The sequence below is a fragment of the Pedobacter punctiformis genome, assembly GCF_027213715.1.
In the GTDB taxonomy this organism is placed as follows: Bacteria; Bacteroidota; Bacteroidia; order Sphingobacteriales; family Sphingobacteriaceae; genus Pedobacter; species Pedobacter punctiformis.
Genome location: NZ_JAPWGM010000002.1, coordinates 558587 through 581417, shown reverse-complemented (window position 1 = coordinate 581417; position 22831 = coordinate 558587). Strand labels below are relative to the sequence as shown.

The window sequence follows — 22831 nt, the reverse complement described above, 5'->3', positions numbered from 1 at the left end:
GTGTGTATTGGTTAAAATTAATTCCTGCCGCTTCTTGATGGTCTGCCACCACCACCACCGCCTGATGATTGTCCGCCACCAGACGAAGCAGGAGGAGAATAACTAGGTCTGCTCTCTGTTCTCGATGGTTGAGAAGGTGGGCTGTAGTCACGTGATGGACGTTGCTCAGTTCTTGAAGGTTGTTGTTGAGGAATATATTCACGGGATGGACGTTGCTGATAAACGTTGCCATTTCCCGCAGGTCTGCTATCTACTCTTGAAGGTCTGCCATAGTTCACTCCATTATTACCAATGCCGTTATTTACGGTTCCGTTACTGCTTACACGGCTCGGACGACCATTATTATTTGCGCTCGATCTTGAACCTCCGTTACCAGGATAATATCCATTCGAATTAACCGTGTTTCTATCTGTATAAGACGGTCTGTGGTAATTGCTGCGATTGGTATAGATACCGCCGCCATAGTAGCCGCCGCCTATGCCCCAGCCACCACCGTACCAACCACCACCCCAGCCAAATCGGTCGTAGTAAGAGTATGGCCCCCACGAGCTCCAGCCATAGTTAGGGTAGCCCCAGTTATTGCCATAAAAGCCACCGCCCCAACCAAAGCCCATATTCCAGCCAAAACCACTATTCCAGCCTAATCCATAACCATTATACGCACCAAGGCCATAACCCAGGTAATTGTTGTTGTAGTAATAATTATCAAAATACGGATCATAATATCCCTGCCAGCTATAACCATTATAAAAACGGTTTATTCTGGAAGAATAGTCCATATCATAGTATGGATTACTGGTTCCATAATATTCGTCATCATAATCTGTTTGATATTGCTGACCCTGTTGCTGCTGTTGAGCAGGAGGCACAACGCGTTCTATTTCCCTTGCTTTCGCAACGGTGTTGTATACATCATCCGAGGCTGAATTTTGAGCCAATTTTGGTGTAGAGCATGATGCCACCAACCCAGCAGCGGCAATCATTACAATGGGTAAAAATTTAATTGGTTTCATTGTGTTATATTTAGTTTGTGTGTGTGCAATCCTTAAAAAGTTGAATACCTCTGGTATCCTGAACAATGTAAAACAGTTAATTTAGTGTTATAAAATTAATGCTGACCAAATCTTAATCGTTTTGTAGGCATAAATTTATAAATTTGTCCTTAAGTTTCACATTATTTAACACACAATTTACGTTCCAAATACAATTTATGAGCAAAGAAATTACAAGCAGAGCAGCAGATTATTCACAATGGTATAACGACATCGTAATAAAAGCCGATTTAGCAGAACATTCCGCAGTTCGGGGATGTATGGTTATTAAGCCAAACGGCTATGCCATATGGGAAAAAATGCAGGCCGTATTAGATAAAATGTTTAAAGATACCGGGCACAGCAATGCTTATTTTCCGTTGTTCATACCAAAGTCATTTTTTTCTAAGGAAGCCTCTCATGTAGAGGGATTTGCGACAGAATGTGCGGTTGTAACACATTACCGTCTTAAAAATGATGGTAACGGCAATATTGTTGTTGATGAAACCGCAAAACTGGAAGAAGAACTGATCGTTCGTCCAACTTCCGAAACCATTATCTGGAACACTTACAAGGGCTGGATCCAGTCTTACCGTGATTTGCCAATTTTAATTAACCAGTGGGCAAATGTTGTGCGTTGGGAAATGCGCACCAGGTTATTTCTTCGCACTGCCGAATTTTTATGGCAGGAAGGGCACACGGCGCACGCTACTGCACAGGAAGCAATTGAAGAAACTGAACGCATGTTGCACATCTATGCAGATTTTGCCGAAAACTGGCTGGCTGTTCCGGTAATCAGAGGCCGTAAATCTCCGAATGAAAGATTTGCAGGTGCTTTAGATACCTACTGTATTGAAGCTTTAATGCAGGATGGAAAAGCGCTTCAGGCAGGAACATCACATTTTTTGGGTCAAAATTTTGCCAAGGCTTTTGATGTAAAATTTACGGGTAAAGATGGTAAATTGGATTACGTTTGGGCCTCATCTTGGGGGGTGTCAACCCGTTTAATGGGTGCTTTAATTATGGCACACAGTGATGATTCTGGTTTAATTATCCCACCTAAACTGGCTCCAATACAGGTTGTTATCGTTCCAATTTATAAAGGTGAAGAAGATTTAGCTAAAATTACCGCCTACGTGAATGAGTTAACCATGCGTTTAAAAGGTTTTGGGGTTTCTGTAAAATATGATGACCGCGACACCCAACGCCCTGGATTTAAATTTGCGGATTATGAATTAAAAGGTGTGCCTGTCCGTATTGCAATAGGAGGCCGCGATTTAGAAAATAAAACGGTAGAGGTTGCCAGAAGGGATACTAAAGTTAAACAAACTGTTCCGCAGGAAGGATTGGATATTTACATTATCAAATTACTCGAAGATATTCAAACCAGCATGTTTAATAAAGCCCTGGCTTACCGTGATGAGCATATTACCGAAGCCAATAGTTATGATGAGTTTAAACAATTACTGGACGAAAAGGCAGGTTTTATTTCTGCACACTGGGATGGTACACCTGAAACAGAACAAAAGATAAAAGAAGAAACGAAAGCAACTATTCGTTGTATTCCTTTAGATAATAAACTAGAAGATGGAGTTTGTATTTATTCAGGTAAAGCATCTACACAACGCGTTTTGTTTGCCAGAGCATACTAAGGTCGAAAACGAAAAAAATAACTTAATGAGCAATAATCCTTATCAACAGATATTAAATAAATTAGAAGAAAAGGCATCATTAAAACAACAGGTTTATAGAAACACGGTTGAAGTATTTGAGCTTGCAAAATCGACTTTAAGTGGCATAGAAAAGCAATTAAAGGCAGATTACAGCCATAAAGATATTTCGGTACAAATTGTATACAAAGAAAACAATGAATTTGAAATTCAGTTGAAGTTTTCGGGAGATGTTTTGGTGATTTCTATGCACAGTAATATTTTTACTTTTGATAAAGCCAATTCAATTTACGAAACCAAATATGTTAAGGATGACGAATCCAGAGCATTTTTTGGTGTTATATATCTTCATAATTTTTTAGCCGACTCTATTAAATACAATCGTTTATCAGATGTTGGATTTTTAATTGCCCGCATTTTGGTCAATAAAGAGCAACATTTTATGGTTGAAGGCGAGGGGCAGCTTGGCTTTTTATACGAAGATTTATCCGCAAACGTTGTATCAGAAACCATTTTAAAAGAAATTTTCGAAAAAGCTATTTTACACTGCTTAAGTGACGATTTGTTACTTCAGCCAATGGCCACCGAAAAAGCCATTACATTAAATCAAAAACAATCTATGTTGGGCAATAGCGGTTACCCAACCGGAAAACAACTGGGTTATCAATTTAAAGCTCAGCTAAAACAAAACGATTAAAGATTAATTTCTCCCACTTAAAATTAAATAGAATGAAATTTGCAACAAAAGCTATACATGCTGGTCAGGAACCTGATCCGACAACAGGTGCGGTAATGACCCCAATATATCAAACGTCAACGTACTGGCAAAAGTCTCCGGGAGATAATAAAGGTTTTGAATATTCGAGAGGTACAAATCCAACCCGTAAAGCTTTAGAAGATTGCTTAGCTGCTTTAGAAAATGCTAAATATGGTTTGGCTTTTTCAAGTGGAATGGGTGCAACAGATGCGGTTTTAAAACTTTTGCAACCTGGTGATGAAGTCATTACAGGCAACGATTTATATGGCGGTTCTTATCGTATTTTTACCAAGATATTTGCTAATTACGGCATTAAATTCCATTTTCTTGATTTGTCTAATCCTGAAAATATGCTGCCTTATATCAATGAAAAAACAAAATTGGTTTGGATAGAAACACCAACTAATCCAACTATGCAGATTATTGATATTGAGGGTGTTGCTAAAATATCCAAAGCAAATAACTTAATCTTAACCGTTGATAATACCTTTGCTTCGCCATATTTACAAAACCCGATTGATTTGGGCGCTGATATTGTGATGCACTCCGTAACCAAGTACATTGGTGGCCACTCTGATGTGGTTATGGGTGCACTGGTTACCAATGATGAGAAACTTTATAAAGATCTTTGGTTTATTTATAATGCATGTGGTGCAACACCAGGCCCTCAGGATGCTTTTTTAGTGTTAAGGGGTATTAAAACCCTTCATTTGCGTATGAAAGCGCATTGTGAAAACGGAGAACGTGTTGCCCGTTTTTTAAAAACACATCCAAAAGTGGATAAAATTTACTGGCCGGGTTTTGAAGATCATCCTAATCATGCCGTTGCTAAAAAACAAATGCGTGGTTTTGGCGGAATGATTTCTATTACTTTAAAAGGTGCTGATTTAGAGGAAACATTTAGAATTTCTTCTAGCTTCAACGTATTTACACTGGCCGAATCATTAGGCGGGGTAGAATCGTTAATAAATCACCCGGCTACGATGACACATGGCTCTATTCCGAAAGAAGAAAGAGAAAAAGTAGGCGTAACAGATAATCTTTTGCGTTTAAGTGTTGGTGTGGAAGATATCGATGATTTATTGGAAGATTTAGAAAACGCTTTAAAATAACCTGTTTTCTGTTAATTATATTGTAGTCATTCAGAAATTACGGGTGTAACCTGTATTTTTTGAATGACTTTTTATTATCATATCAATTTAGTTTAATGGATTTTTTAGAGCTGCAGAATTTTCTTGATCAAAAAGTTGAGCAATATAACGGTCCCGATTTTATAGCAAACGATCCGGTCTGTATTCCTCATTTATTTCAAAGAAAACAAGATATCGAAATAGCAGGTTTCTTTGCTGCGGTTTTGGCGTGGGGACAACGGAAAACCATTATTAATAAATGCAGAGAACTGTTGGAGCGTATGGATAATGCTCCTCATGATTTTGTTCTCCAGCATACAGACAACGATTTAAAGCGGTTGCTTAATTTTAAACACCGCACTTTTAATGATACAGATTTATTGTATTTTATTTCCTTTTTTAAAGCACATTATACAGCCTTCGATAGTTTGGAACAAGCATTTTTGCCTTCCAATAATGTCTTTTTACCCGGTTATTTAGATTCTGGCGTAGCTTCAGAAGATACCGATCATTTTTCGAACGTTTGTCTCTCTGCTCAACTTACTTTTAGTATTGAAGAAGCTTTAAATCATTTCCGGTCTTATTTTTTTTCACTCGAAGATTTTCCACACCGAACAAAAAAACATATTTCTTCGCCAAGACAAAAATCGACTTGTAAACGTTTAAATATGTTTTTACGGTGGATGGTTAGACAAGACCATAAAGGAGTAGATTTTGGTATCTGGAATGTATTAAAACCAAAAGACCTGATTTGTCCTTGCGATGTTCATGTTGACAGAGTCGGCAGGCTTTTAGGCTTAATTAACAGAAAGCAAACCGATTGGTTAACGGCTGTCGAATTAACTGAACATTTAAGGCAATTTGATCATAACGATCCTGTAAAATATGATTTTGCACTTTTTGGATTAGGCGTAGAAAAAATTCTGTAAGCCGAATATTTACAGGTTAAAATCAAAAAAAACTTCTTTATGTAAATCTATCTTGCTATACTTACAGTATTATTTTTAACGAGCTGTTAAAAATCATCCATCCCTAGTCTGAAGTAATGATTGCATTAAATTTATCTGATAAAGATAAATGGAAGAGGTATAATAACTTTTCTCCATTAATTTCTATTTTCAAAAGATACCACGAACTTAATGAGGAGATTGAAAAAAGAATAAATCTGTACACCTTTCCAATAAACTACAAGAAAAATAAATTCCTGATTTCACCTTTAGATCGTAACGAATACCTTTTTTTAATTATTAAAGGGGTAGTCAGGGGTTTTATAAGAGATGGAAAGACTGAAATTACCACCTGGATCGCTAAAGAGGATGAGGTGGTGGGTACCATCCGTAATTTATGGTTAGGTAATGAATCTTTAGAATATTTACAGGCTTTGGAAGATGTAGAATTGATAGCCATTCCACATTCATTATCCGATGATTTATATGAAAATTTTGCAGAAGCAAATATTGTTGGACGGAAAATGATGGAATTGTATTATCGGGCTGCAGAAGAGCGTGCTTACCTGTGCCGCATATCATCAGCAGAAAAAAGATACAGGAGATTTCTGATTTCTTACCCTGGCCTGATTAACCGGGTATCATTAAAATATATTGCTTCATTTTTAGCCATCAGATTGGAAACATTAAGCAGGGTGAGGGCAAAAATCTAAATTTTGAGGTATTCAGATTTTTTATGATACTTGATAATGACGTATTTTTGTACGATAAATGCTACTCTTAAATTTAAATAAGATTTGTGATGTAATCCCATTTTAGAGCTTTAAGTACAAACATGTTTTTTATTTATAAATATAATTTACAGTCGGTTTTACTGTAACTATACAGTTACTTAACAAACTAAAATTCAATTATTTTTATTATTATTATTTATCCTCTTGTTAAGGTTGTAGTTGCAAATTTTTTGCTTTTTACAGATTTTGTTTTTTGTGTATAGGGATTAATACAAAATAATATACCAAAAAAAGTCCTTAATACATAAATATAACTTACATTTGTTTTTGACAATAGATATCCTAAATCTTAATTAAGAAATTATCCTTCACAAAATGAAAACAAAACACGCTGTAAGCACTTTTACGGTTCTAATCGCTGATGATCATGAGATTATCCGTCGTGGTTTAAAGAGCTTGATCTCTGATTTTTGGGCGGGCGTTGAAATCATCAATGCATCAAACATGGATCAAGCCCTTGTAGAATGTGCTAAATCCCCAAATCTGATTATTATAGATGTAAACCTTCCGGGTGGAAACAATCTTAAAGTAATCGATCAGATTAAAACTGCCCAACCAGGTGCTAAAATCCTGGTATTCTCATCACTTAATGAAAATATTTATGCCGTTCCTTATTTAAAAGCTGGTGCATCAGGTTATTTAACCAAAAACGCTGAAGAATCTGAGATTGTTACTGCTATTACCACAATTTTAGCAGGAAGCCGTTACTCGAGCAGAAATGTTAAAGAAAATATGTTTAACAGTATCTTAGGTAATGATTCTAATAATCCTTTTACCAAACTTTCTGGCAGAGAGTTGGAAGTTGCTGAATTATTAACTAAAGGTGTTGGTGTTTTAGAGATATCCAACAAACTTAATTTACAAATGGGTACGGTAAGTACGTATAAACTTAGACTTTTTCAAAAATTGAAAATTAAGAGTATTATAGAACTTGCTGAAAAAATGAGTATTTACGAAAAATAATAACTTGTTTTTACTGTAAATCGAAATTGATAATTGGTATTCACCAATTATTGATTTCGATTTTTATTTGTAGTGCCTAAACCATTTTCCTCTCCGGATTCGTTAGTCGTACTTCCTGCTGCACCAAATTTTGATGATGCTCCCTTTCCGTTCTGATCGAAAGATGCTTTTCCTTTTGATGACCCTGAAGTTTTAGTCTTACCCTGGTCTTTTTTCTCCGTATTTTCCTGATTCTTATTTTTCATCTCTCTAAATGTTATGTTTTGAATACAACAATGAGTCTATATTAAAGTTTTTATTTTCCGGTTTCCATATGAGGTGCGTCCACAGGTTTAGATTCAGGTGAACCTTTTTGTCTCAGGTAAATGGTAAAAAATACAATACTTGCGACAGAAAGAAATTCACTTTGCCAATTTTGAAAGGTTTCAAACCAAAAATTGGGTTCAGTAAGGTAATCCATCATAGAAGGTGGCTTTAAGTTTTTAAACCTTTGCTCCACGTTATAATCTTGCCAGCTGCCATAAAAATGCAGCCACCAGCTACTTAAAAATAAAATTATAAAACAAATGGATAGTGAGTTTTGATAAACCTTTAAAATAAAACCACCTTTTCTAACTGGCCAGGGTGCATTTTTAGTTATTTTTGGCTCCCGATCCACTTCTTCATCACCTTCTAACGATTTTGATTCTGCAGAGCCTATTTGCCTTAATTTAATGGTGGCAATAACATACATTGCCATTTGCAAAAATTCGCTTTCGAAATTCTCAAAGGTTGCAGAAATAAAATGACCTGATTTTAAATAAGTTGTAAAGCTTATTACCTCAACTTTTACTTCCAAAAGTTCTTCATTATGTACATGCCAACCCGTTAAAGCCTGTGCAAAAAGAGTAATTAAAAATATCAGTATAAAAAAAATGGTTAAACCATTTCTGTAGAAGAAGGAGTAATTGTTTTTCTTTTCTTGCGTCATCAGAATTTAAATTAAAATAGGGTTTAAGCACTGTTTAAGAAATAAATGACTAAATGAATCAATGGTATTCACAGGTTGTTAAATACTTATCCTACTAATGGTTTCATATCTTTTTCTGACAGACTTTGTTTTTGCTTTGGAAAAGGGGGAGAAGGATACTTATTCGCAGGGTCTTTTACTTTATCTGGAGTTTTCATAAGGATTGATTTTAAATTAAAACATCCTGATTTGAAAAAAAGTTTGATCTTTTTAAATACTCTGAAAACCATAAAAACCTGAGATTGGGTTATTATATTCCTGAATGTAATATTTTTAATGTAATGCTGTTTTACGTTAAAAATTTGATAATTGTCAATTAAATAATATAATACGTCATATTCGGATTGGCCTGCATATTATATTTACATATTATGATAATAATAAAACGATCATTAGCGCAAGCGCAGCTTGATGAAATAAAACCGGGGCATTTTGTGCAGGATGAACATGGAAAAAGTGGGATAGTGGAAAATGTTGAAGTTTTTAAAAAGGGAAAAGAAGTACAGTATTACTATAAGCTTAAAAATGGCGATACCATTCTTATTCTTAAATAAATTTGAAAAATGTGCAGGATACTTTCGTACCCTGCATTGTCTCCATTTCTATAAACCCATCCAGGCTGTTTAAAAACTTGCGTTAAATATAACAAAAAAGTTACTTAAAACCCTAATTAAAGGTTTTAGTTCAGCTTTAAATACTAAATCGAAATCCTTTAACGATTACAATAAGTATTAGAAAAATTCTTTCTTCTATCAAATCAGTTGTTCAATGTCTATAATTAATAACTATTTATTTTAGTTAAATATTCATTTTTTTATTAAATACTAATTATATTAGTATTTTTGTGTCGTGAGAAAAAGCTTAAACTTCAATGAATACGCAAAAAGATAAGCATATTATCCATATGGATCAGGATGCCTTTTTCGTTTCGGTAGAAATTAAAAAGAATCCCAGGCTGATTGGTAAGCCTGTTATTATTGGTGGCGGATCTGACCGTGGTGTGGTAGCTTCCTGCAGTTACGAAGCCCGTAAATTTGGCATTCACTCGGCTATGCCTGCCCGTACAGCGAAATTACTTTGTCCGCAGGCTATTTTTGTAAAAGGGAATATGGATGAATACTCCAAAGCTTCTCATGATATTACCGAAATTATTGCACAACGGGTGCCTTTATTTGAAAAAGCAAGTATTGATGAGCATTATATCGATATGACTGGAATGGATAAGTTTTTCGGTTGTATGAAATTTGCCTCCGAATTGCGGCAAACCATTATAAAAGAAAGCGGTTTACCAATTTCTTTCGGTTTATCGGTAAATAAAACTGTCGCTAAAATTGCGACCAACGAATCTAAACCCGCAGGTGAAAAGGAGGTTATTTTTTCAGAAGTTCAGCCATTTTTAAATCCTCTGTCTATTCACAAAATACCCGGAATTGGACACTCTACCTATAAAAAGCTCAGCGAGATGGGCGTAAGGCAAATTCAAACCCTTACGCAAATCCCGCAAGAGCTTATGTTTAAAATATTAGGCCAACATGGATTAAGCTTATGGCAAAAAGCCAACGGTATAGATTTGGCTCCGGTTGTACCTTACCGGGAACGAAAATCTATCGGTACACAGGCAACTTTTGAAAGCGATACCATGGATATTGCCAAGCTAAAAGCCATTATTACAGGCATGGTAACTGGTTTAACTTTTCAACTGCGCAATCAATGTAAACTTACGGCCTGCATCACGGTAACCATCAGGTACACCAATTTTGAAACCGTTACCCGGCAAGAACGCATTCCTTATACGTCTTTAGATTCTTTTTTGATTAAAAGAGCACACGATCTATTCGATAAACTTTATGCTAAACGGATGCTTTTACGATTAATTGGTGTAAAACTTTCACACCTGGTGAGTGGTTATGAGCAAATTGGGCTTTATGATATTTGTGAAGAAGAATATAGTCTGTATCAGGCCATGGATAAAGTGCGCAACCATTATGGCGATGAGGCGGTGGTTAAGGCCTGTATTGTAACCCAACCACCCAGAGATCAGTATAATAAGGTGATTAAATATAATCCCCGGAAAAAGAAAATCATTACTGAAACGGGAGAGGGGGCCGAAAAGGAGCAGACCGGAGATTATAAGAGATCAAGGATGAGAAATTTTATGAATGAAAAAGGAATCACAGGCGGAAAATCTTATGATTAATTCAATTTATGTTTTTAAACGTTCATTCTTCATACAGCCTTAAATATGGTACGTTAAGTATCGGACAGTTGGTACAATCAGCCCGTCAGCTGGATATTCATCAAATGGTACTTACTGATATCAACAATTCTACCGGAGCCATAGAATTTATACGGGAATGTTATAAACAAAATATTGCCAAAGAAAAAAATGAAGCGCAAAAAGGTAATATTCCGTATCAGTTAAAGCCTGTAGTGGGTATAGAATTCAGGATCCAGAACCGTTTACTGTATGTTGGTATTGCTAAAAGTAAAGAAGGAATGCGGGAGTTAAATGAATTTTTGAGTCATCATAATATCCATAATATTCCTTTGCCTGAAGTACCACCAGATTTTAAAGATGCTTATGTTATTTATCCCTTCCATAAACTTTTTGCAAAAGATTTAAAAGAACATGAGTTTGTGGGGATCAGAAGCAATCAGTTAAACACTTTATACAAACACCCCATATTAAATCAACAGGAAAAAATGCTGGTCTGGCATCCGGTTACGGTAGCAGATAAAATAACTTATCGTTTGCATGAATACTTAAGAGCTATAGACTTAAATACCCTTTTAAGTAAAGTAGCTGAAAATGATAAATGCGAAAAAGATGAATATTTGATTGACGAAAACAGGCTGGTTAAACAATTTGAGCAATATCCTTTTATGGTTGCGAACACCCGAAAGCTTTTGGATGGTTGCGATTTGATTGATTATTTCGAGCCCGGGAGTGAACCTGTATCTAAAAACCGTTTAACCTATACCAAAAGTTTAGACCACGATAAGGTTTTGCTCAGAAGGATTGCTTTGATTGGTTTAAAATACCGGTACGGAGAACATAATATAATTGCCAGGGAGCGCCTGGAGAAAGAGCTTCGAATTATTGAGTTTAAAAAATACTGTGCTTACTTTCTGATCACTTTTGATATTGTCAGGCACGCCATAGGTGAATGTAATTTTTACCATGTTGGCCGTGGCTCAGGGGCAAATAGTTTAGTCGCTTATTGTTTAAGGATTACGGATGTAGATCCTATTGAACTGGATTTGTACTTTGAGCGTTTTTTGCATGAAAAGCGCACCAGTCCACCTGATTTTGATCTGGATTTTTCCTGGGATGAGCGAAAAACCATACAGGAATATATTTTTAAGAAATATCCATTGGGCCATGTTGCCTTTTTGGGTACCATGAGTACTTTTAAAGACCGGGCAATTATTCGGGAAATTGGTAAAGTATTGGGTTTATCGAAAGAAGAGATTGATAGTTTTACTGATCCGACAAGAGAACGTGAAAATTTGCAGAACCCAACTTATCAGAAATTGCTGGCTGTGCATGCTTACATGAAAAATATGCCAAATCAACGCTCCATACATGCAGGTGGTATATTAATTTCAGAAGAACCGATTACCTATTATACGGCACTGGATATGCCCCCAAAAGGTTTTCCAACAGTGCAATGGGATATGTATGAAGCAGAACAAATTGGTTATGAAAAATTTGATATTTTAAGTCAGCGGGGCATAGGACATATTCGCGAAGCGGTAGATCTTATAAAATCTAACCAGGGTAAGGAAATCGATATTCACGATTTTAAAACCTTTAAAGAAGATGCCCGGTTAAATGAGATACTGAGAGAAGGGCAGCCAATTGGTTGTTTTTACATTGAATCGCCTGCAATGCGGCAATTGCTTAAAAAACTTAGATGTGATAATTATTTAACACTTGTTGCAGCAAGTTCTATCATCAGGCCGGGTGTAGCCAGTTCGGGGATGATGAAAGCTTATATTGAACGGTACCATGCACCGGATAAAGTGCAATATTTGTGTCCGCAAATGGAAGAGCAGCTAAAGGAAACCTTTGGAGTAATGGTTTATCAGGAAGATGTAATTAAGGTATGCCACTATTTTGCGGGTTTGGATTTAGCTGATTCGGATATCTTGCGGAAAGCAATGAGTGGAAAATACCGCTCTAAATTAGCCTTTGATGAACTGGTTAATAAATTTTTTGCTTCTGCCCGCAAGCAAGGACATTCAGAAGAGTTGATTACCGAAGTTTGGCGGCAAATATCTTCTTTTGCCGGTTACAGTTTTTCTAAAGCACATTCGGCATCTTTTGCTGTAGAAAGTTATCAAAGTTTGTTTCTTAAAACCTATTTTCCTAAAGAGTTTATGGTGGCTGTAATTAATAACTATGGCGGCTTTTACAGCAGATGGGTTTATGTGTATGAGTTACAAAAAACAGGTGCCAGGGTGCATTTACCTTGTGTAAATAACAGTGATGACGTAGTCAATATTAAAGGGAACGATGCATATTTAGGTTTTATCCGCATACAGGGTTTAGAAGATAAATTTGTAACCCGAATTGTGCAGGAACGCAGGCAGAATGGATTTTACCTGGACCTGGAAGATTTTGTACAACGAACCTGCATCACTTTGGAACAAGCCATTATTTTAATCCGTTTAGGTGCTTTAAGGTTTACCGGAAAGGATCGTAAAACATTGTTATGGGACATTCATAATTATCTTGGCTTTAAGCAAAAGAAAGTTAATCACGCTGAATTGTTTAAATTAAAGTATAAAACCTACGAATTACCATCCTTAGAAGATTCTGAATTGGAAAATGCATATACCGAACTGGAACTTTTGGGTTTTCCGCTTAATTATAAGATGTTCGATTTTCTAAAAACCAATTACCGTGGAGATGTAATGGCCAATGAAATGAATAACCGGGTTGGAGAAACAGTAAGAATGGTGGGTAATTATGTTTGCGAAAAAACAGTGCATACGGTTAAGAATACTAAAATGTGGTTTGGAACCTTTGTTGATGTTAACGGTGATTTTTTTGACACCACACATTTTCCAAATGCCACACCGGTTTATCCGTTTAAAGGAAAGGGCTGTTATTTAATTTTAGGAAAAGTAGTCGAGGATTTTGGTTTTCCAAGCATTGAAGTACTTAAGTTTGCCAAGCTGCCTATACACATGAATCCGGTGGCCATTGATTAGACATCTTTATATTCCTGAATTCATTTTATGCCTGTTCAGGCAGATTCAGAGTAGAGTATATTTTTAAACAGAAATTTAAACAGTTTCTTATAATTTCTATATTTAAGCATGATTTATTTTAAAGCAGAAATAGAACGTTTTGAAAGTATGGGCGAAAAAACCGGATGGAGTTACGTTTTTATTCCTTCGGCCATAGCCAGTCAGATAAAAGCAAATTGCAAAGTAAGCTTTAGAGTAAAAGGAAAGATAGATCAGCTGGAAGTCTCCGGAATGGCAACAATGCCAATGGGAGAGGGCGATTTTATTATTGCCTTAAAAGGTGAAATCCGAAAAAAACTCAAAAAAGAAGCGGGTGCTAATGTTGAACTTCACTTAGAAGAAGATAAAGACTTTAAAATAGAAATGCCCGAAGACCTGGAAATTTGTTTGCTGGAAGAAACACACCTGATGGCTAACTTTTTAAAACAGGCAAAATCACATCAAAACTATTATATCAACTGGATCAATCAGGCTAAAACTGAAACCACCCGAACCAAACGTATTACCATGACGGTAACCGCTATGGATAAACAACAGGATTTTGGTGCAATGATGAGAGAAAGTAAAGGTAAAAATATATGATAAAAGTTGAACAGATAACCCCTGAAGAGATTTTAAAACTAGAAAAAAAGGGCACAAGATCATATATAGGCGTTGTATTGATTTACCTGGCGTTGTTTGGTTTATTTACATGGATATTTAAGGCACCAATAGAAATCTTTTATGGAAGCAGTATCCTAATTCTGCTTATTTTTCTCGGAGTTTATGTATTTGGCGGTAAAAAGAGTATTTCAAAAGATTTAAATGAAGCGGTAAAAATAATCAGAACAGGTAAAATAGTTGCTGTAAATAAACTAGTTGCCTACAAAACCAGGCTTGTTACTATTGAAATTACGCTTGAAGAAGAATCTGTGCCGATTCCTTTTCCAGAACAGCATCGCTTTGATATTTACAATTCTTATGGTCAATTGTATTACCAACAAGATTATAAGTTGAAAAACAATTACAAAGAATTAATAGGAAAACAAATTGAATTAAGTTATTTTCCTTATTCAGGCATTTTATTGACCTTTAAGTTAATTGATTAGCTATTTTTTATAGTTTCTAAACCAGCTGTTAACCTTCATTTGGATTACACCTAAAAAAGCTTCTCTAAATATTCTGGTGCTCATTTTAGAAGTTCCCTCGGTTCTGTCGGTAAAAATAATTGGAACTTCTACTACGTTAAAGCCAAACTTAATTGCTGTAAATTTCATTTCAATTTGAAAAGCATAACCCACAAATTTAATTTTATTTAAAGGGATGGTTTCCAATACAATCCGGCGGTAACATTTAAAACCTGCGGTAGCATCCTGAATATTTATCCGGGTAATAAGGCGAACATACATTGAGGCGAAATAGGACATTAAAACCCTGCCCATTGGCCAGTTTACTACATTTACACCTTTAACATACCTTGATCCGATGGCTACATCTGCTCCATTCAGGCAAGCTTCACGTAAACGAACCAAATCGTCAGGATTGTGAGAAAAATCGGCATCCATTTCAAAAATATAGGCATAATCTCTTTGTAATGCCCAGTTGAAACCATAAATGTAGGCCGTGCCTAATCCTTGTTTACCGGCACGTTCTTCGATAAATAAATGACCTGAATATTCGGCTTGTAATGATTTAACAATATCAGCAGTTCCATCCGGCGAACCGTCATCAATAATTAAAACATGAAAAGGTTGAGTTAAAGAAAATACCTTACGGATAATCTTTTCTATGTTTTCCTTTTCATTATAAGTTGGAATGATGACTAAACTATCTGACACTTGGTGATGGTATAAAGTTTTAATGGGGCGAAAGTAAATATTAAATATGAAAAAACCCGTATCAACATGGCTGATACGGGTTAAAATGTTGTTAAAATTATTTATCTCACTTCGCCCATTAGCTTTTTAACCAATTGAGAGAAGAGAATTAATGCAAGGCCTGCAACTAAAGAATATAGGGCTAATGATTTATATCCTTCAGTGTATGCCATTAGTTTAGTTGTTAAAGAAGCATTTTCTATACTTGACATTTTAGCTCCAAGTTTACCAGCGGCTAGCTGTCCGAATGCACTGAACAGGAACCAAAGCCCCATCATCATTCCAAACATTCTTTTTGGAGATAATTTGGTAATAATGGACATTCCAATTGGACCGATACACAATTCACCCAGTGTTAATAATAAATAGGCAAAAGTAAAAATGTTTAATGAGCTGATACCTTTTGTATTGGCAAAAAATCTTGTTGCATAAAAAACATAAAAACTTGCGGCTAATAAAATAAAGCCTAATCCAAATTTAACCACAGTGTTAGGTTCAATTTTACGTTTATACATACCTAACCAGAGGATACCTACAATAGGGCTAAAAACAATTACGAAAAATGAATTTACACTGTTGTTAACCACATTGGGATCAATATTCAGAAACAAAACTTTATGGTCGAGGTTATCTTTTGCAAATAAAGAGAGTGACCCCCCGCTTTGCTCAGAAATGGCCATGAATATAAAATAACAGAATATAAATACAAAAGCAGCTAAAAGCTTATACCGGGCTTTTGCATCTTGAATTCTGAACAATTCGATAAAGAAATAAATTAATGCAAAAACACCAATGGTATACATAAAATAATCGGTGTAATCTGTATTTCTTACCATGATATAAATCAGGGGAATGCATAACAAAGAACCTATGTAAACTGCGATTTCAAAAATCTTTTGTTTAGATTTTTTAAGATGCAGCAGCGGAGAATTTCCAATCGGGCCTAAATATTTCTTGGTAAAAATAAATGTTCCCAATCCGAAAGCCATTACAGCCGCTGCAGAAAGGAAGCACAAATGCCAGGAGTAATATTTACCCAAGTATATACAAAGTGCACCACCTGCAAAACCACCAACGTTGATTCCGGCATAAAACAGGCCATAACCAGCGTCCCGGCGGTTATCTTTCTCGTGGTATAATTCGCCAACCATCGACGAAATATTTGGTTTAAAGAAACCTGTTCCGATAATTGATAGGGTGATACCGATGTAGAATAAATCCTGAGGAGAAAAAGCCAGGATTAAATTTCCGATAATCATTAATGAACCACCCCAGAAAAGAGATTTTCTAAACCCTAAGATTTTATCGGCAAAAATGCCGCCAATAAAGGTGAAAGCATAAACAAATGCCTGAATGGCACCGTATTGTAAATTTGATTTTTGATCTGAAAGGTGTAGCTGATCCACCATAAAAAAGGCCAGTACACCACGCATTCCGTAAAAACAGAAACGCTCCCACATTTCTACCAGCGATAAATACCAAAGCTGTTTAGGATATTTCCCCTCGAAATTCTGAATTTCTTCTATTGAAATCGTTTTTTCTTCCATTGTATTCATTATTTAACGCCGTGCATTAGTTTTTTCATAACTGGAGTAAGCATCATAATGAGTAAACCTAAACCAATTGGAATTAATGTGAAAATTAAAAAAAAGGTAGACATGGAGTACTGAGCTGTAATTTTATCGATCAGACCACCCATAGTACCTGCAATTTTATTTCCGATGGCAAGGGCTAAATACCAGATACCGAACATGATTCCAATCATTCGACCCGGAACCAATTTGCTTAAATAAGATAAACCAATAGGAGAGATGAACAATTCGGCAAGGGTATGGAAAAAGTAGGCCAAAATAAGCCATACCATACTTACTGATGCAACTTTTGCACCTGCTGGTATTGAACTTGAACCATAAGCCAGTGCTGCAAAACCAATACCTAATAAAATCATGCCTATTCCGTTTTTTACCGTAGCCGTTGGGCTGTACTTGCTTTCCCAAAGTTTAGAAACAATAGGTGCACAGGAAATAATAAACAGGGCATTTAAAATACCAAACCATGTTGCAGGTACTTCAGTTTTAACATCACTGTACTGGTTTTTTAGCATATAGATTACCATACACCAAATTATAGCGAAACCAACCGCTAAAATGATATTACCCAATGCAAATCTGGAAAATGTTTGCCTGAATAATTTAAGCAATACGTAAGAAATGATTGTTAGGGGAATAACCGTGATTAAAGTATTGGTAATATTGAATATGATTTTTGCATTTCCTTCCAGTACTCTTGCGGTATAATCTTTAGCAAAAATAGTCATTGAACCACCAGCTTGTTCAAACGAAGCCCAAAAGAAAATGGCAACAAAAGCAAGCACAATAACCGCAATCATTTTATCTCTGAGTTGTGGGGTATATTGTATAATTCTTTTGATCAGAACGAAAATAAATAAGCTTAATGCAACAATAATCGCGAAGTTATCTCCCGTTAATTTGCCTATTTTGAAGTTAAAAACAGTATGCCCTGAAACTTTCGAATAAGGATCGTTAATAATCCAAACCAGACCAATTACAGCAATAAAAACAATTAATGCAATGTCAAATATGGAAAACGGATTTCTTTTTGCTTCCGCAGGATGTTCGTCTTCATCAACTTTAGTTTCATTTTTAACCGGCTTTAAACCAATTGAACCAAAAATGTTTTTAGTGAAATAGAACTGTAACATTCCAACAAACATGAAAATACCTGCAAGACCAAAGCCATAACTCCAACCTATTTTTTCGCCTATATAACCGCATAATAACATGCCTAAAAACGAACCGCAATTAACACCCATATAAAATATAGTGTAAGCACCATCTTTTTTCTCCGGATGTTTTTTGTACATATGAGATAAAATAGACGTCATATTTGGTTTGAAAAATCCGTTACCTAACACCAAAAGGCATAAACCCAGGTACATAAAAATTGGATTAAACTCAAAAGCCATCGAAAGATGGCCTAATGTCATTAAAAATGCTCCAATCATAACCGCCCAACGGTAGCCGATTAATCTATCTGCAATGTATCCACCTAAAATGGGGGTTAAATAAGCTAAAGAAGTATAAGAACCATAAATAGCAAGAGCGTGCTCTCTTGGCCATCCCCAGCCCGGGTTATTACCTAAAATTGATGAAGTTAAAAACAATACCAGTAAGGCACGCATACCATAGTACGAAAATCTTTCCCACATTTCCGTAAAGAAAAGTACAAACAGCCCCGAGGGGTGACCGAGTACTTTACTGCTAAAGAAATCGTCTTTGGTTTCAATTGTTGTTTGCATAAAACATTTGTTGGTTTTAGTTTATGAATTCAGAATTTATGTGTTGTTTAAGGTAGTTAGCAAGGCGCAATATAGGCAGCGAATGGCAAACTCACAAATTTTTCACTTATTGTTAAAGTAATGAATGAGTTAGATTATCCTTAAGTTAAAACTTTCTGATGGGTTTAAGGTTTTTTGCCGGATCAGCATAAAGTTCGTCACTAGCATTCGGATCATTTTTTAAGATCACATTGTCCTGGAACTTTAGTCTCCCACCAATAATTTTAAAGGCATCAACGTTTCCATCGCTTCCATAAAAATCATATCTGCCGGTCATTTCAGGATCAAAAGGAGAGAGGTGGTCAAATACAATCATTCCTGCCTTTTTATCTGTTTTAAGCAGCATGGCATTTTGTTTATTGTACTCGAAAATCATCCTGTTTTTTCCTTTTAATTCTTTTCCATCAAAAACAGGTGCACCGAAAGTAAGATTATCTTTATCAAAAGCTAAAATTTCAATAACTTTTTTTGTAGTAGTTGTCGAATTACCTTTCCAGCCTAAAAGAATATAGTAGGGCAGGCGACCGGAAGAATTGATCGGAATAATTTCATAATACCTGGCCCCATACCATTTTTGATTGTTTGTAACCTGATTTGCGTCCGCGATATTCTCAGTCTGATCAATTAATGGATATAATTTTAATTCGCCATTTTTAGTATTCATTTGAATGGTGCCATAAAAGCGGTAGGTTCCATTTTGTTGTTGCACATACCAGGAAAGGATGCGGAAAACCTGATCAGGAGATTTAATAACCGAAACATTTTTAAGTGAATCGAAAGGATAATTGAAAGAATTAGGTGTTTTTAATGTTTCTACAAGTCTTTTTACAAAAACACTGTTTAATGTTGATTTTTGTTCATCGCTTTCTGCAGCATTTACCGCGTTTGAAAGTTTTATTAAACTATCCTGGTCTGCATTTAATTTATTTGGCGTTTGTTGTGCCTTAACACAAAACACCATTAACAATGCCGGAAATAATAAACAGAATCTGAGAATTTTCATTTATATATCTGTGAATAATAGCGGGCCGCTTTTAACGGCCCGTATATTTAAATTGCGAAGCAATTTGTTTAATCTTATAATTTTTCGATAACCAGTGCACTTGCACCACCGCCACCGTTACAAATTCCGGCAACACCGATTTTGCCATTGTTCTGGCTTAAAACAGATAATAGGGTAACTACGATTCTGGCTCCGGATGCACCCAGTGGATGACCTAAGGCAACAGCACCACCATTAACATTAACCTGATTTTCTTTTAAGTTTAATTTTTGATTGTTTGCAATAGATACTACAGAGAAAGCTTCATTAATTTCAAAGAAATCTACATCTTTAATATCTATTTTTGCGTTGTGTAAAGCTAAAGGAATGGCTTTCGATGGGGCAGTGGTAAACCACTCTGGGGCCTGTTGAGCATCTGCATAGCCTAAAATTTTAGCCAGTGGTTTAATGCCCAGTTCTTTTGCCTTGTCGGCACTCATTAAAACTAAAGCAGCGGCACCATCATTTAAGGTTGATGCATTTGCAGCTGTTACCGTTCCATCTTTCTTAAACACAGGTTTTAACGACGGTATTTTGTCAAATTTTACCGCTGTTGGCTCATCATCAGTATTTAAAAGAGTAACATCACCTTTACGGTCTTTAATCTCTACAGCAATAATTTCTTCCGAAAATTTACCGGCGGTTTGTGCTGCCTGAGCTCTTTTGTAAGATTCGATAGCGAAATTGTCCTGATCTTCACGACTGATATTGCACGCTGCTGCACATAACTCTGCGGCAGACCCCATGTGGTAATCATTGTACACATCCCAAAGACCATCCTTTACCAAACCATCTGTTATTTGTCCATGCCCTAATCGATATCCATTTCTGGCTTTATCCAAATAGTAAGGAACATTGCTCATGCTTTCCATTCCTCCGGCCACAACAATATCCTGATCGCCATTGGCAATACTTTGTGCAGCAAGCATAATGGCTTTTGTGCCCGAAGCACATACTTTATTAATCGTTGTTGCAGGTAAATCCGGTAATCCGGCAAATTTAGCCGCTTGCGTAGCCGGTGCCTGACCTAAATTGGCCGAAAGCACGTTGCCCATATAAATTTCCTGAATGTGTTCTGGCTTTAGTCCGGCTTTTTCTACTGCAGCTTTAATTGCAAAGCCGCCTAATTGAGTGGCAGAAAATGAGGATAATGAACCTCCAAAGCTACCTATTGGCGTTCTCACAGCCGATACAATTACAACTTCTTTCATGTACTATTTTATTTTATGAATTTTTGGTTAGGCTGCTAAGTTATGCATTTTTTAATATTGCAATAACGATTAGATCGCAATTTAGCGTATACGCCTTAGGTGAGATTGATTAAAATCTAATGTACACAATTAAATGCAGATCTGATTAATCATTATTTTCTTTATCCTTAACCCTTTTTCGGGATTTAAGAGCCTGGTGCAGCAGAAACTCAATTTGTCCATTTGTACTCCTGAATTCATCAGCAGCCCAAATTTCTACTTCTTTTAACAGAGCAGGACTTATTCTTAATACAAAAGCTTTTTTATCTTTCTCAGCCATCCTTAATGTATTGCTTGTATATTATATTTTGTTTTTAAATTGATGAGGAATAATTGCAGTTCATCAATTTTATTTGAACTGAACAATAACTTTTTACCGTTACTAAATTCAATCTGTAATCCTCTGGATTCATTATTTAATAGATAGGCCCTATCTTTAAATTTAAACCAAAGGCGGGTACGGTAGCCCCAGCCGCCGTACTCGCTTAAAGCATCATATTTTCTAATGTATACTTTGGTTATGCTCTTCCAGTCGAAAAGTCTTTTTGAAATCCTGAATGGAAAATATTTGTAAGAAATTCCATCAGCATTAATATTTAAAGTCAACGTATTTTTCTGGATTACATATATGAGTATAAATGGAAGAAGAATAGCTGCAAATGGAAGAAAATAAATCTCCCTTAGTTGCTGAAAGCTCATCCCGCCTTTATCAAACAGGATAATACTTAAAACTACGATGGTTTCTACACCTAATAAAATGTAAAGCCACCATAATCTTAAATGCTGTTTCTCTTCAAATTCCATTACCTTAATTATATAATGTTCCGGTGTTTACAACCGGCTGAACATGTCTGTCGCCACAAAGCACAACCAGTAAATTGCTAACCATGGCCGCTTTGCGTTCTTCATCCAGTTCTACAATTCCTTTTTGAGATAATTTTTCTAGTGCCATTTCTACCATACCCACTGCACCTTCAACAATTAATTTCCGGGCAGCGATAACTGCAGTTGCTTGCTGACGTTGTAACATAGCACTTGCAATTTCAGGGGCATAAGCCAAATGTGAAATTCTGGCTTCCAAAACCTCAATTCCGGCTCTTGATAAACGTTCATTCAGTTCATTTTCCAAAAGTTCGCTTACTTTCTCTGCTCCATCTTTAAGTGTAATACTGGTTTCTTCGCCTTCAGCATGATCGTAAGGGAAAATGTTTGCCAAATGTCTAACTGCAGCCTCACTTTGAATGTTTACATATTGCATGTAATTTTCGACAGAGAAAATGGCCTTTGCGGTTTCATTTACTTTCCACACTACAACAGCGGCAATTTCAATCGGGTTTCCAAGTTTATCATTCACTTTAAGCTGCTGTCCATTTAAGTTGTTAGCCCTTAAAGAAACCTTTCTTTTAGTTGTTAGCGGGTTAACCCAGAAAAAACCATCAGTTTTTACGGTGCCCACATACTTGCCAAAAAGCGTTAAAACTTTAGATTCGTTTGGGTTATTGATAATGAGTCCTGGTAAAACCAGAAAAAAATTAAAGGCCAGAATGCAGCCGCCCCAAATAAAGCTTTCTGTAACAAAACAAAAGATAGCCGCTCCCAATAATGCCAGGAACAAGGCAAATGTTAAATACCCGGATGGCGGGTTAATAATTTTTTCTTGATACATAGTGATATTAATTTGATATCATAAAGTAAAATATAAAAATCCGTAATTGCAAACAAAATCAGTAAAATGTATATTAGATAAAAATGTTATTTTTGACAT

General features: G+C 35.9%; 22 protein-coding genes. 11 read left to right on the top strand and 11 right to left on the bottom strand.

Features of this window, described 5'->3' with window-relative positions:
* Positions 1–17: 17 nt before the first annotated feature.
* Entirely contained in the window at positions 18–1013 is a 996-nt protein-coding gene (locus O0955_RS08405) for a hypothetical protein (protein WP_269427092.1), read from the bottom strand.
* Positions 1014–1210: 197 nt separating this feature from the next.
* Between O0955_RS08405 and proS the strand changes: the two genes are divergently transcribed.
* From proS to O0955_RS08375, 6 genes are all read left to right on the top strand, one after another.
* Positions 1211–2683, top strand: coding sequence for a proline--tRNA ligase (proS, locus tag O0955_RS08400; RefSeq protein ID WP_269427091.1), 1473 nt, complete (start codon positions 1211–1213; stop codon positions 2681–2683).
* Between the two features lie 25 nt (positions 2684–2708).
* Complete coding sequence (locus O0955_RS08395; RefSeq protein ID WP_269427090.1) at positions 2709–3398, top strand: hypothetical protein; 690 nt, start codon at positions 2709–2711, stop codon at positions 3396–3398.
* Between the two features lie 32 nt (positions 3399–3430).
* The gene (locus tag O0955_RS08390) at positions 3431–4570 is read left to right on the top strand and encodes a cystathionine gamma-synthase (protein WP_269427089.1); all 1140 of its coding nucleotides are present in this window, start codon (positions 3431–3433) and stop codon (positions 4568–4570) included.
* Between the two features lie 95 nt (positions 4571–4665).
* Positions 4666–5517, top strand: a complete 852-nt coding sequence (locus O0955_RS08385) for a TIGR02757 family protein (RefSeq protein WP_269427088.1) — start codon at positions 4666–4668, stop codon at positions 5515–5517.
* 116 nt (positions 5518–5633) lie between these two features.
* On the top strand, positions 5634–6248 hold the full coding sequence (locus tag O0955_RS08380) for a Crp/Fnr family transcriptional regulator (RefSeq protein ID WP_269427087.1): 615 nt from the start codon (positions 5634–5636) through the stop codon (positions 6246–6248).
* 396 nt (positions 6249–6644) lie between these two features.
* Complete coding sequence (locus O0955_RS08375; RefSeq protein WP_269427086.1) at positions 6645–7292, top strand: response regulator; 648 nt, start codon at positions 6645–6647, stop codon at positions 7290–7292.
* Between the two features lie 47 nt (positions 7293–7339).
* Here O0955_RS08375 and O0955_RS08370 read toward each other — a convergent pair whose 3' ends face one another.
* A complete protein-coding gene (locus O0955_RS08370) occupies positions 7340–7537 on the bottom strand; it encodes a hypothetical protein (protein ID WP_269427085.1) in 198 nt (65 codons plus the stop codon).
* Positions 7538–7587: 50 nt separating this feature from the next.
* On the bottom strand, positions 7588–8262 hold the full coding sequence (locus O0955_RS08365) for a DUF6766 family protein (protein ID WP_269427084.1): 675 nt from the start codon (positions 8260–8262) through the stop codon (positions 7588–7590).
* A 410-nt stretch (positions 8263–8672) separates the two neighbouring features.
* Here O0955_RS08365 and O0955_RS08360 point away from each other — a divergent pair, with 410 nt between their 5' ends.
* The 5 genes from O0955_RS08360 (at position 8673) to O0955_RS08340 (ending at position 14648) form a co-directional block, all read left to right on the top strand.
* A complete protein-coding gene (locus O0955_RS08360; protein ID WP_269427083.1) occupies positions 8673–8855 on the top strand; it encodes a hypothetical protein in 183 nt (60 codons plus the stop codon).
* 317 nt (positions 8856–9172) lie between these two features.
* Complete coding sequence (gene dinB / locus O0955_RS08355; RefSeq protein ID WP_269427082.1) at positions 9173–10498, top strand: DNA polymerase IV; 1326 nt, start codon at positions 9173–9175, stop codon at positions 10496–10498.
* A gap of 8 nt (positions 10499–10506) precedes the next feature.
* On the top strand, positions 10507–13521 hold the full coding sequence (gene dnaE / locus O0955_RS08350; protein ID WP_269427081.1) for a DNA polymerase III subunit alpha: 3015 nt from the start codon (positions 10507–10509) through the stop codon (positions 13519–13521).
* Between the two features lie 108 nt (positions 13522–13629).
* A complete protein-coding gene (locus tag O0955_RS08345) occupies positions 13630–14142 on the top strand; it encodes a YdeI/OmpD-associated family protein (protein ID WP_269427080.1) in 513 nt (170 codons plus the stop codon).
* Positions 14139–14648, top strand: coding sequence for a hypothetical protein (locus O0955_RS08340; protein ID WP_269427079.1), 510 nt, complete (start codon positions 14139–14141; stop codon positions 14646–14648). Before O0955_RS08345 ends, O0955_RS08340 begins: the two co-directional genes overlap by 4 nt.
* On the opposite strand, the gene O0955_RS08335 is transcribed toward O0955_RS08340, so the two are convergent.
* The 8 genes from O0955_RS08335 to O0955_RS08300 form a co-directional block, all read right to left on the bottom strand.
* Positions 14649–15377: a polyprenol monophosphomannose synthase gene (locus tag O0955_RS08335; RefSeq protein ID WP_269427078.1), complete on the bottom strand. Its 729-nt coding sequence runs from the start codon at positions 15375–15377 to the stop codon at positions 14649–14651. It abuts the gene before it with no gap.
* Between the two features lie 101 nt (positions 15378–15478).
* A complete protein-coding gene (locus tag O0955_RS08330; protein WP_269427077.1) occupies positions 15479–16963 on the bottom strand; it encodes a peptide MFS transporter in 1485 nt (494 codons plus the stop codon).
* 8 nt (positions 16964–16971) lie between these two features.
* Positions 16972–18735: a peptide MFS transporter gene (locus O0955_RS08325; RefSeq protein ID WP_269427076.1), complete on the bottom strand. Its 1764-nt coding sequence runs from the start codon at positions 18733–18735 to the stop codon at positions 16972–16974.
* 145 nt (positions 18736–18880) lie between these two features.
* Complete coding sequence (locus O0955_RS08320) at positions 18881–19777, bottom strand: hypothetical protein (RefSeq protein ID WP_269427075.1); 897 nt, start codon at positions 19775–19777, stop codon at positions 18881–18883.
* A 74-nt stretch (positions 19778–19851) separates the two neighbouring features.
* A complete protein-coding gene (locus O0955_RS08315; RefSeq protein WP_269427074.1) occupies positions 19852–21027 on the bottom strand; it encodes an acetyl-CoA C-acyltransferase in 1176 nt (391 codons plus the stop codon).
* Between the two features lie 145 nt (positions 21028–21172).
* On the bottom strand, positions 21173–21346 hold the full coding sequence (locus tag O0955_RS08310) for a type II toxin-antitoxin system antitoxin (RefSeq protein ID WP_269427073.1): 174 nt from the start codon (positions 21344–21346) through the stop codon (positions 21173–21175).
* 2 nt (positions 21347–21348) lie between these two features.
* Positions 21349–21870, bottom strand: a complete 522-nt coding sequence (locus O0955_RS08305) for a hypothetical protein (RefSeq protein ID WP_269427072.1) — start codon at positions 21868–21870, stop codon at positions 21349–21351.
* A 4-nt stretch (positions 21871–21874) separates the two neighbouring features.
* On the bottom strand, positions 21875–22732 hold the full coding sequence (locus tag O0955_RS08300; protein ID WP_269427071.1) for an SPFH domain-containing protein: 858 nt from the start codon (positions 22730–22732) through the stop codon (positions 21875–21877).
* Between the last annotated feature and the right edge of the window lie 99 nt (positions 22733–22831).

Bases quoted from the DNA above. Each gene is read 5' to 3' on its own strand.
- O0955_RS08330 (WP_269427077.1), bottom strand. From the start codon at position 16,963: ATGGAAGAAAAAACGATTTCAATAGAAGAAATTCAGAATTTCGAGGGG.
- O0955_RS08325 (WP_269427076.1), bottom strand. From the start codon at position 18,735: ATGCAAACAACAATTGAAACCAAAGACGATTTCTTTAGCAGTAAAGTA.
- O0955_RS08390 (WP_269427089.1), top strand. From the start codon at position 3,431: ATGAAATTTGCAACAAAAGCTATACATGCTGGTCAGGAACCTGATCCG.
- O0955_RS08375 (WP_269427086.1), top strand. From the start codon at position 6,645: ATGAAAACAAAACACGCTGTAAGCACTTTTACGGTTCTAATCGCTGAT.
- O0955_RS08310 (WP_269427073.1), bottom strand. From the start codon at position 21,346: ATGGCTGAGAAAGATAAAAAAGCTTTTGTATTAAGAATAAGTCCTGCT.
- O0955_RS08405 (WP_269427092.1), bottom strand. From the start codon at position 1,013: ATGAAACCAATTAAATTTTTACCCATTGTAATGATTGCCGCTGCTGGG.
- O0955_RS08365 (WP_269427084.1), bottom strand. From the start codon at position 8,262: ATGACGCAAGAAAAGAAAAACAATTACTCCTTCTTCTACAGAAATGGT.
- O0955_RS08385 (WP_269427088.1), top strand. From the start codon at position 4,666: ATGGATTTTTTAGAGCTGCAGAATTTTCTTGATCAAAAAGTTGAGCAA.
- dnaE (WP_269427081.1), top strand. From the start codon at position 10,507: ATGTTTTTAAACGTTCATTCTTCATACAGCCTTAAATATGGTACGTTA.
- dinB (WP_269427082.1), top strand. From the start codon at position 9,173: ATGAATACGCAAAAAGATAAGCATATTATCCATATGGATCAGGATGCC.
- O0955_RS08340 (WP_269427079.1), top strand. From the start codon at position 14,139: ATGATAAAAGTTGAACAGATAACCCCTGAAGAGATTTTAAAACTAGAA.
- O0955_RS08315 (WP_269427074.1), bottom strand. From the start codon at position 21,027: ATGAAAGAAGTTGTAATTGTATCGGCTGTGAGAACGCCAATAGGTAGC.
- O0955_RS08320 (WP_269427075.1), bottom strand. From the start codon at position 19,777: ATGAAAATTCTCAGATTCTGTTTATTATTTCCGGCATTGTTAATGGTG.
- O0955_RS08360 (WP_269427083.1), top strand. From the start codon at position 8,673: ATGATAATAATAAAACGATCATTAGCGCAAGCGCAGCTTGATGAAATA.
- O0955_RS08345 (WP_269427080.1), top strand. From the start codon at position 13,630: ATGATTTATTTTAAAGCAGAAATAGAACGTTTTGAAAGTATGGGCGAA.
- O0955_RS08300 (WP_269427071.1), bottom strand. From the start codon at position 22,732: ATGTATCAAGAAAAAATTATTAACCCGCCATCCGGGTATTTAACATTT.
- O0955_RS08370 (WP_269427085.1), bottom strand. From the start codon at position 7,537: ATGAAAAATAAGAATCAGGAAAATACGGAGAAAAAAGACCAGGGTAAG.
- O0955_RS08305 (WP_269427072.1), bottom strand. From the start codon at position 21,870: ATGGAATTTGAAGAGAAACAGCATTTAAGATTATGGTGGCTTTACATT.
- proS (WP_269427091.1), top strand. From the start codon at position 1,211: ATGAGCAAAGAAATTACAAGCAGAGCAGCAGATTATTCACAATGGTAT.
- O0955_RS08380 (WP_269427087.1), top strand. From the start codon at position 5,634: ATGATTGCATTAAATTTATCTGATAAAGATAAATGGAAGAGGTATAAT.
- O0955_RS08395 (WP_269427090.1), top strand. From the start codon at position 2,709: ATGAGCAATAATCCTTATCAACAGATATTAAATAAATTAGAAGAAAAG.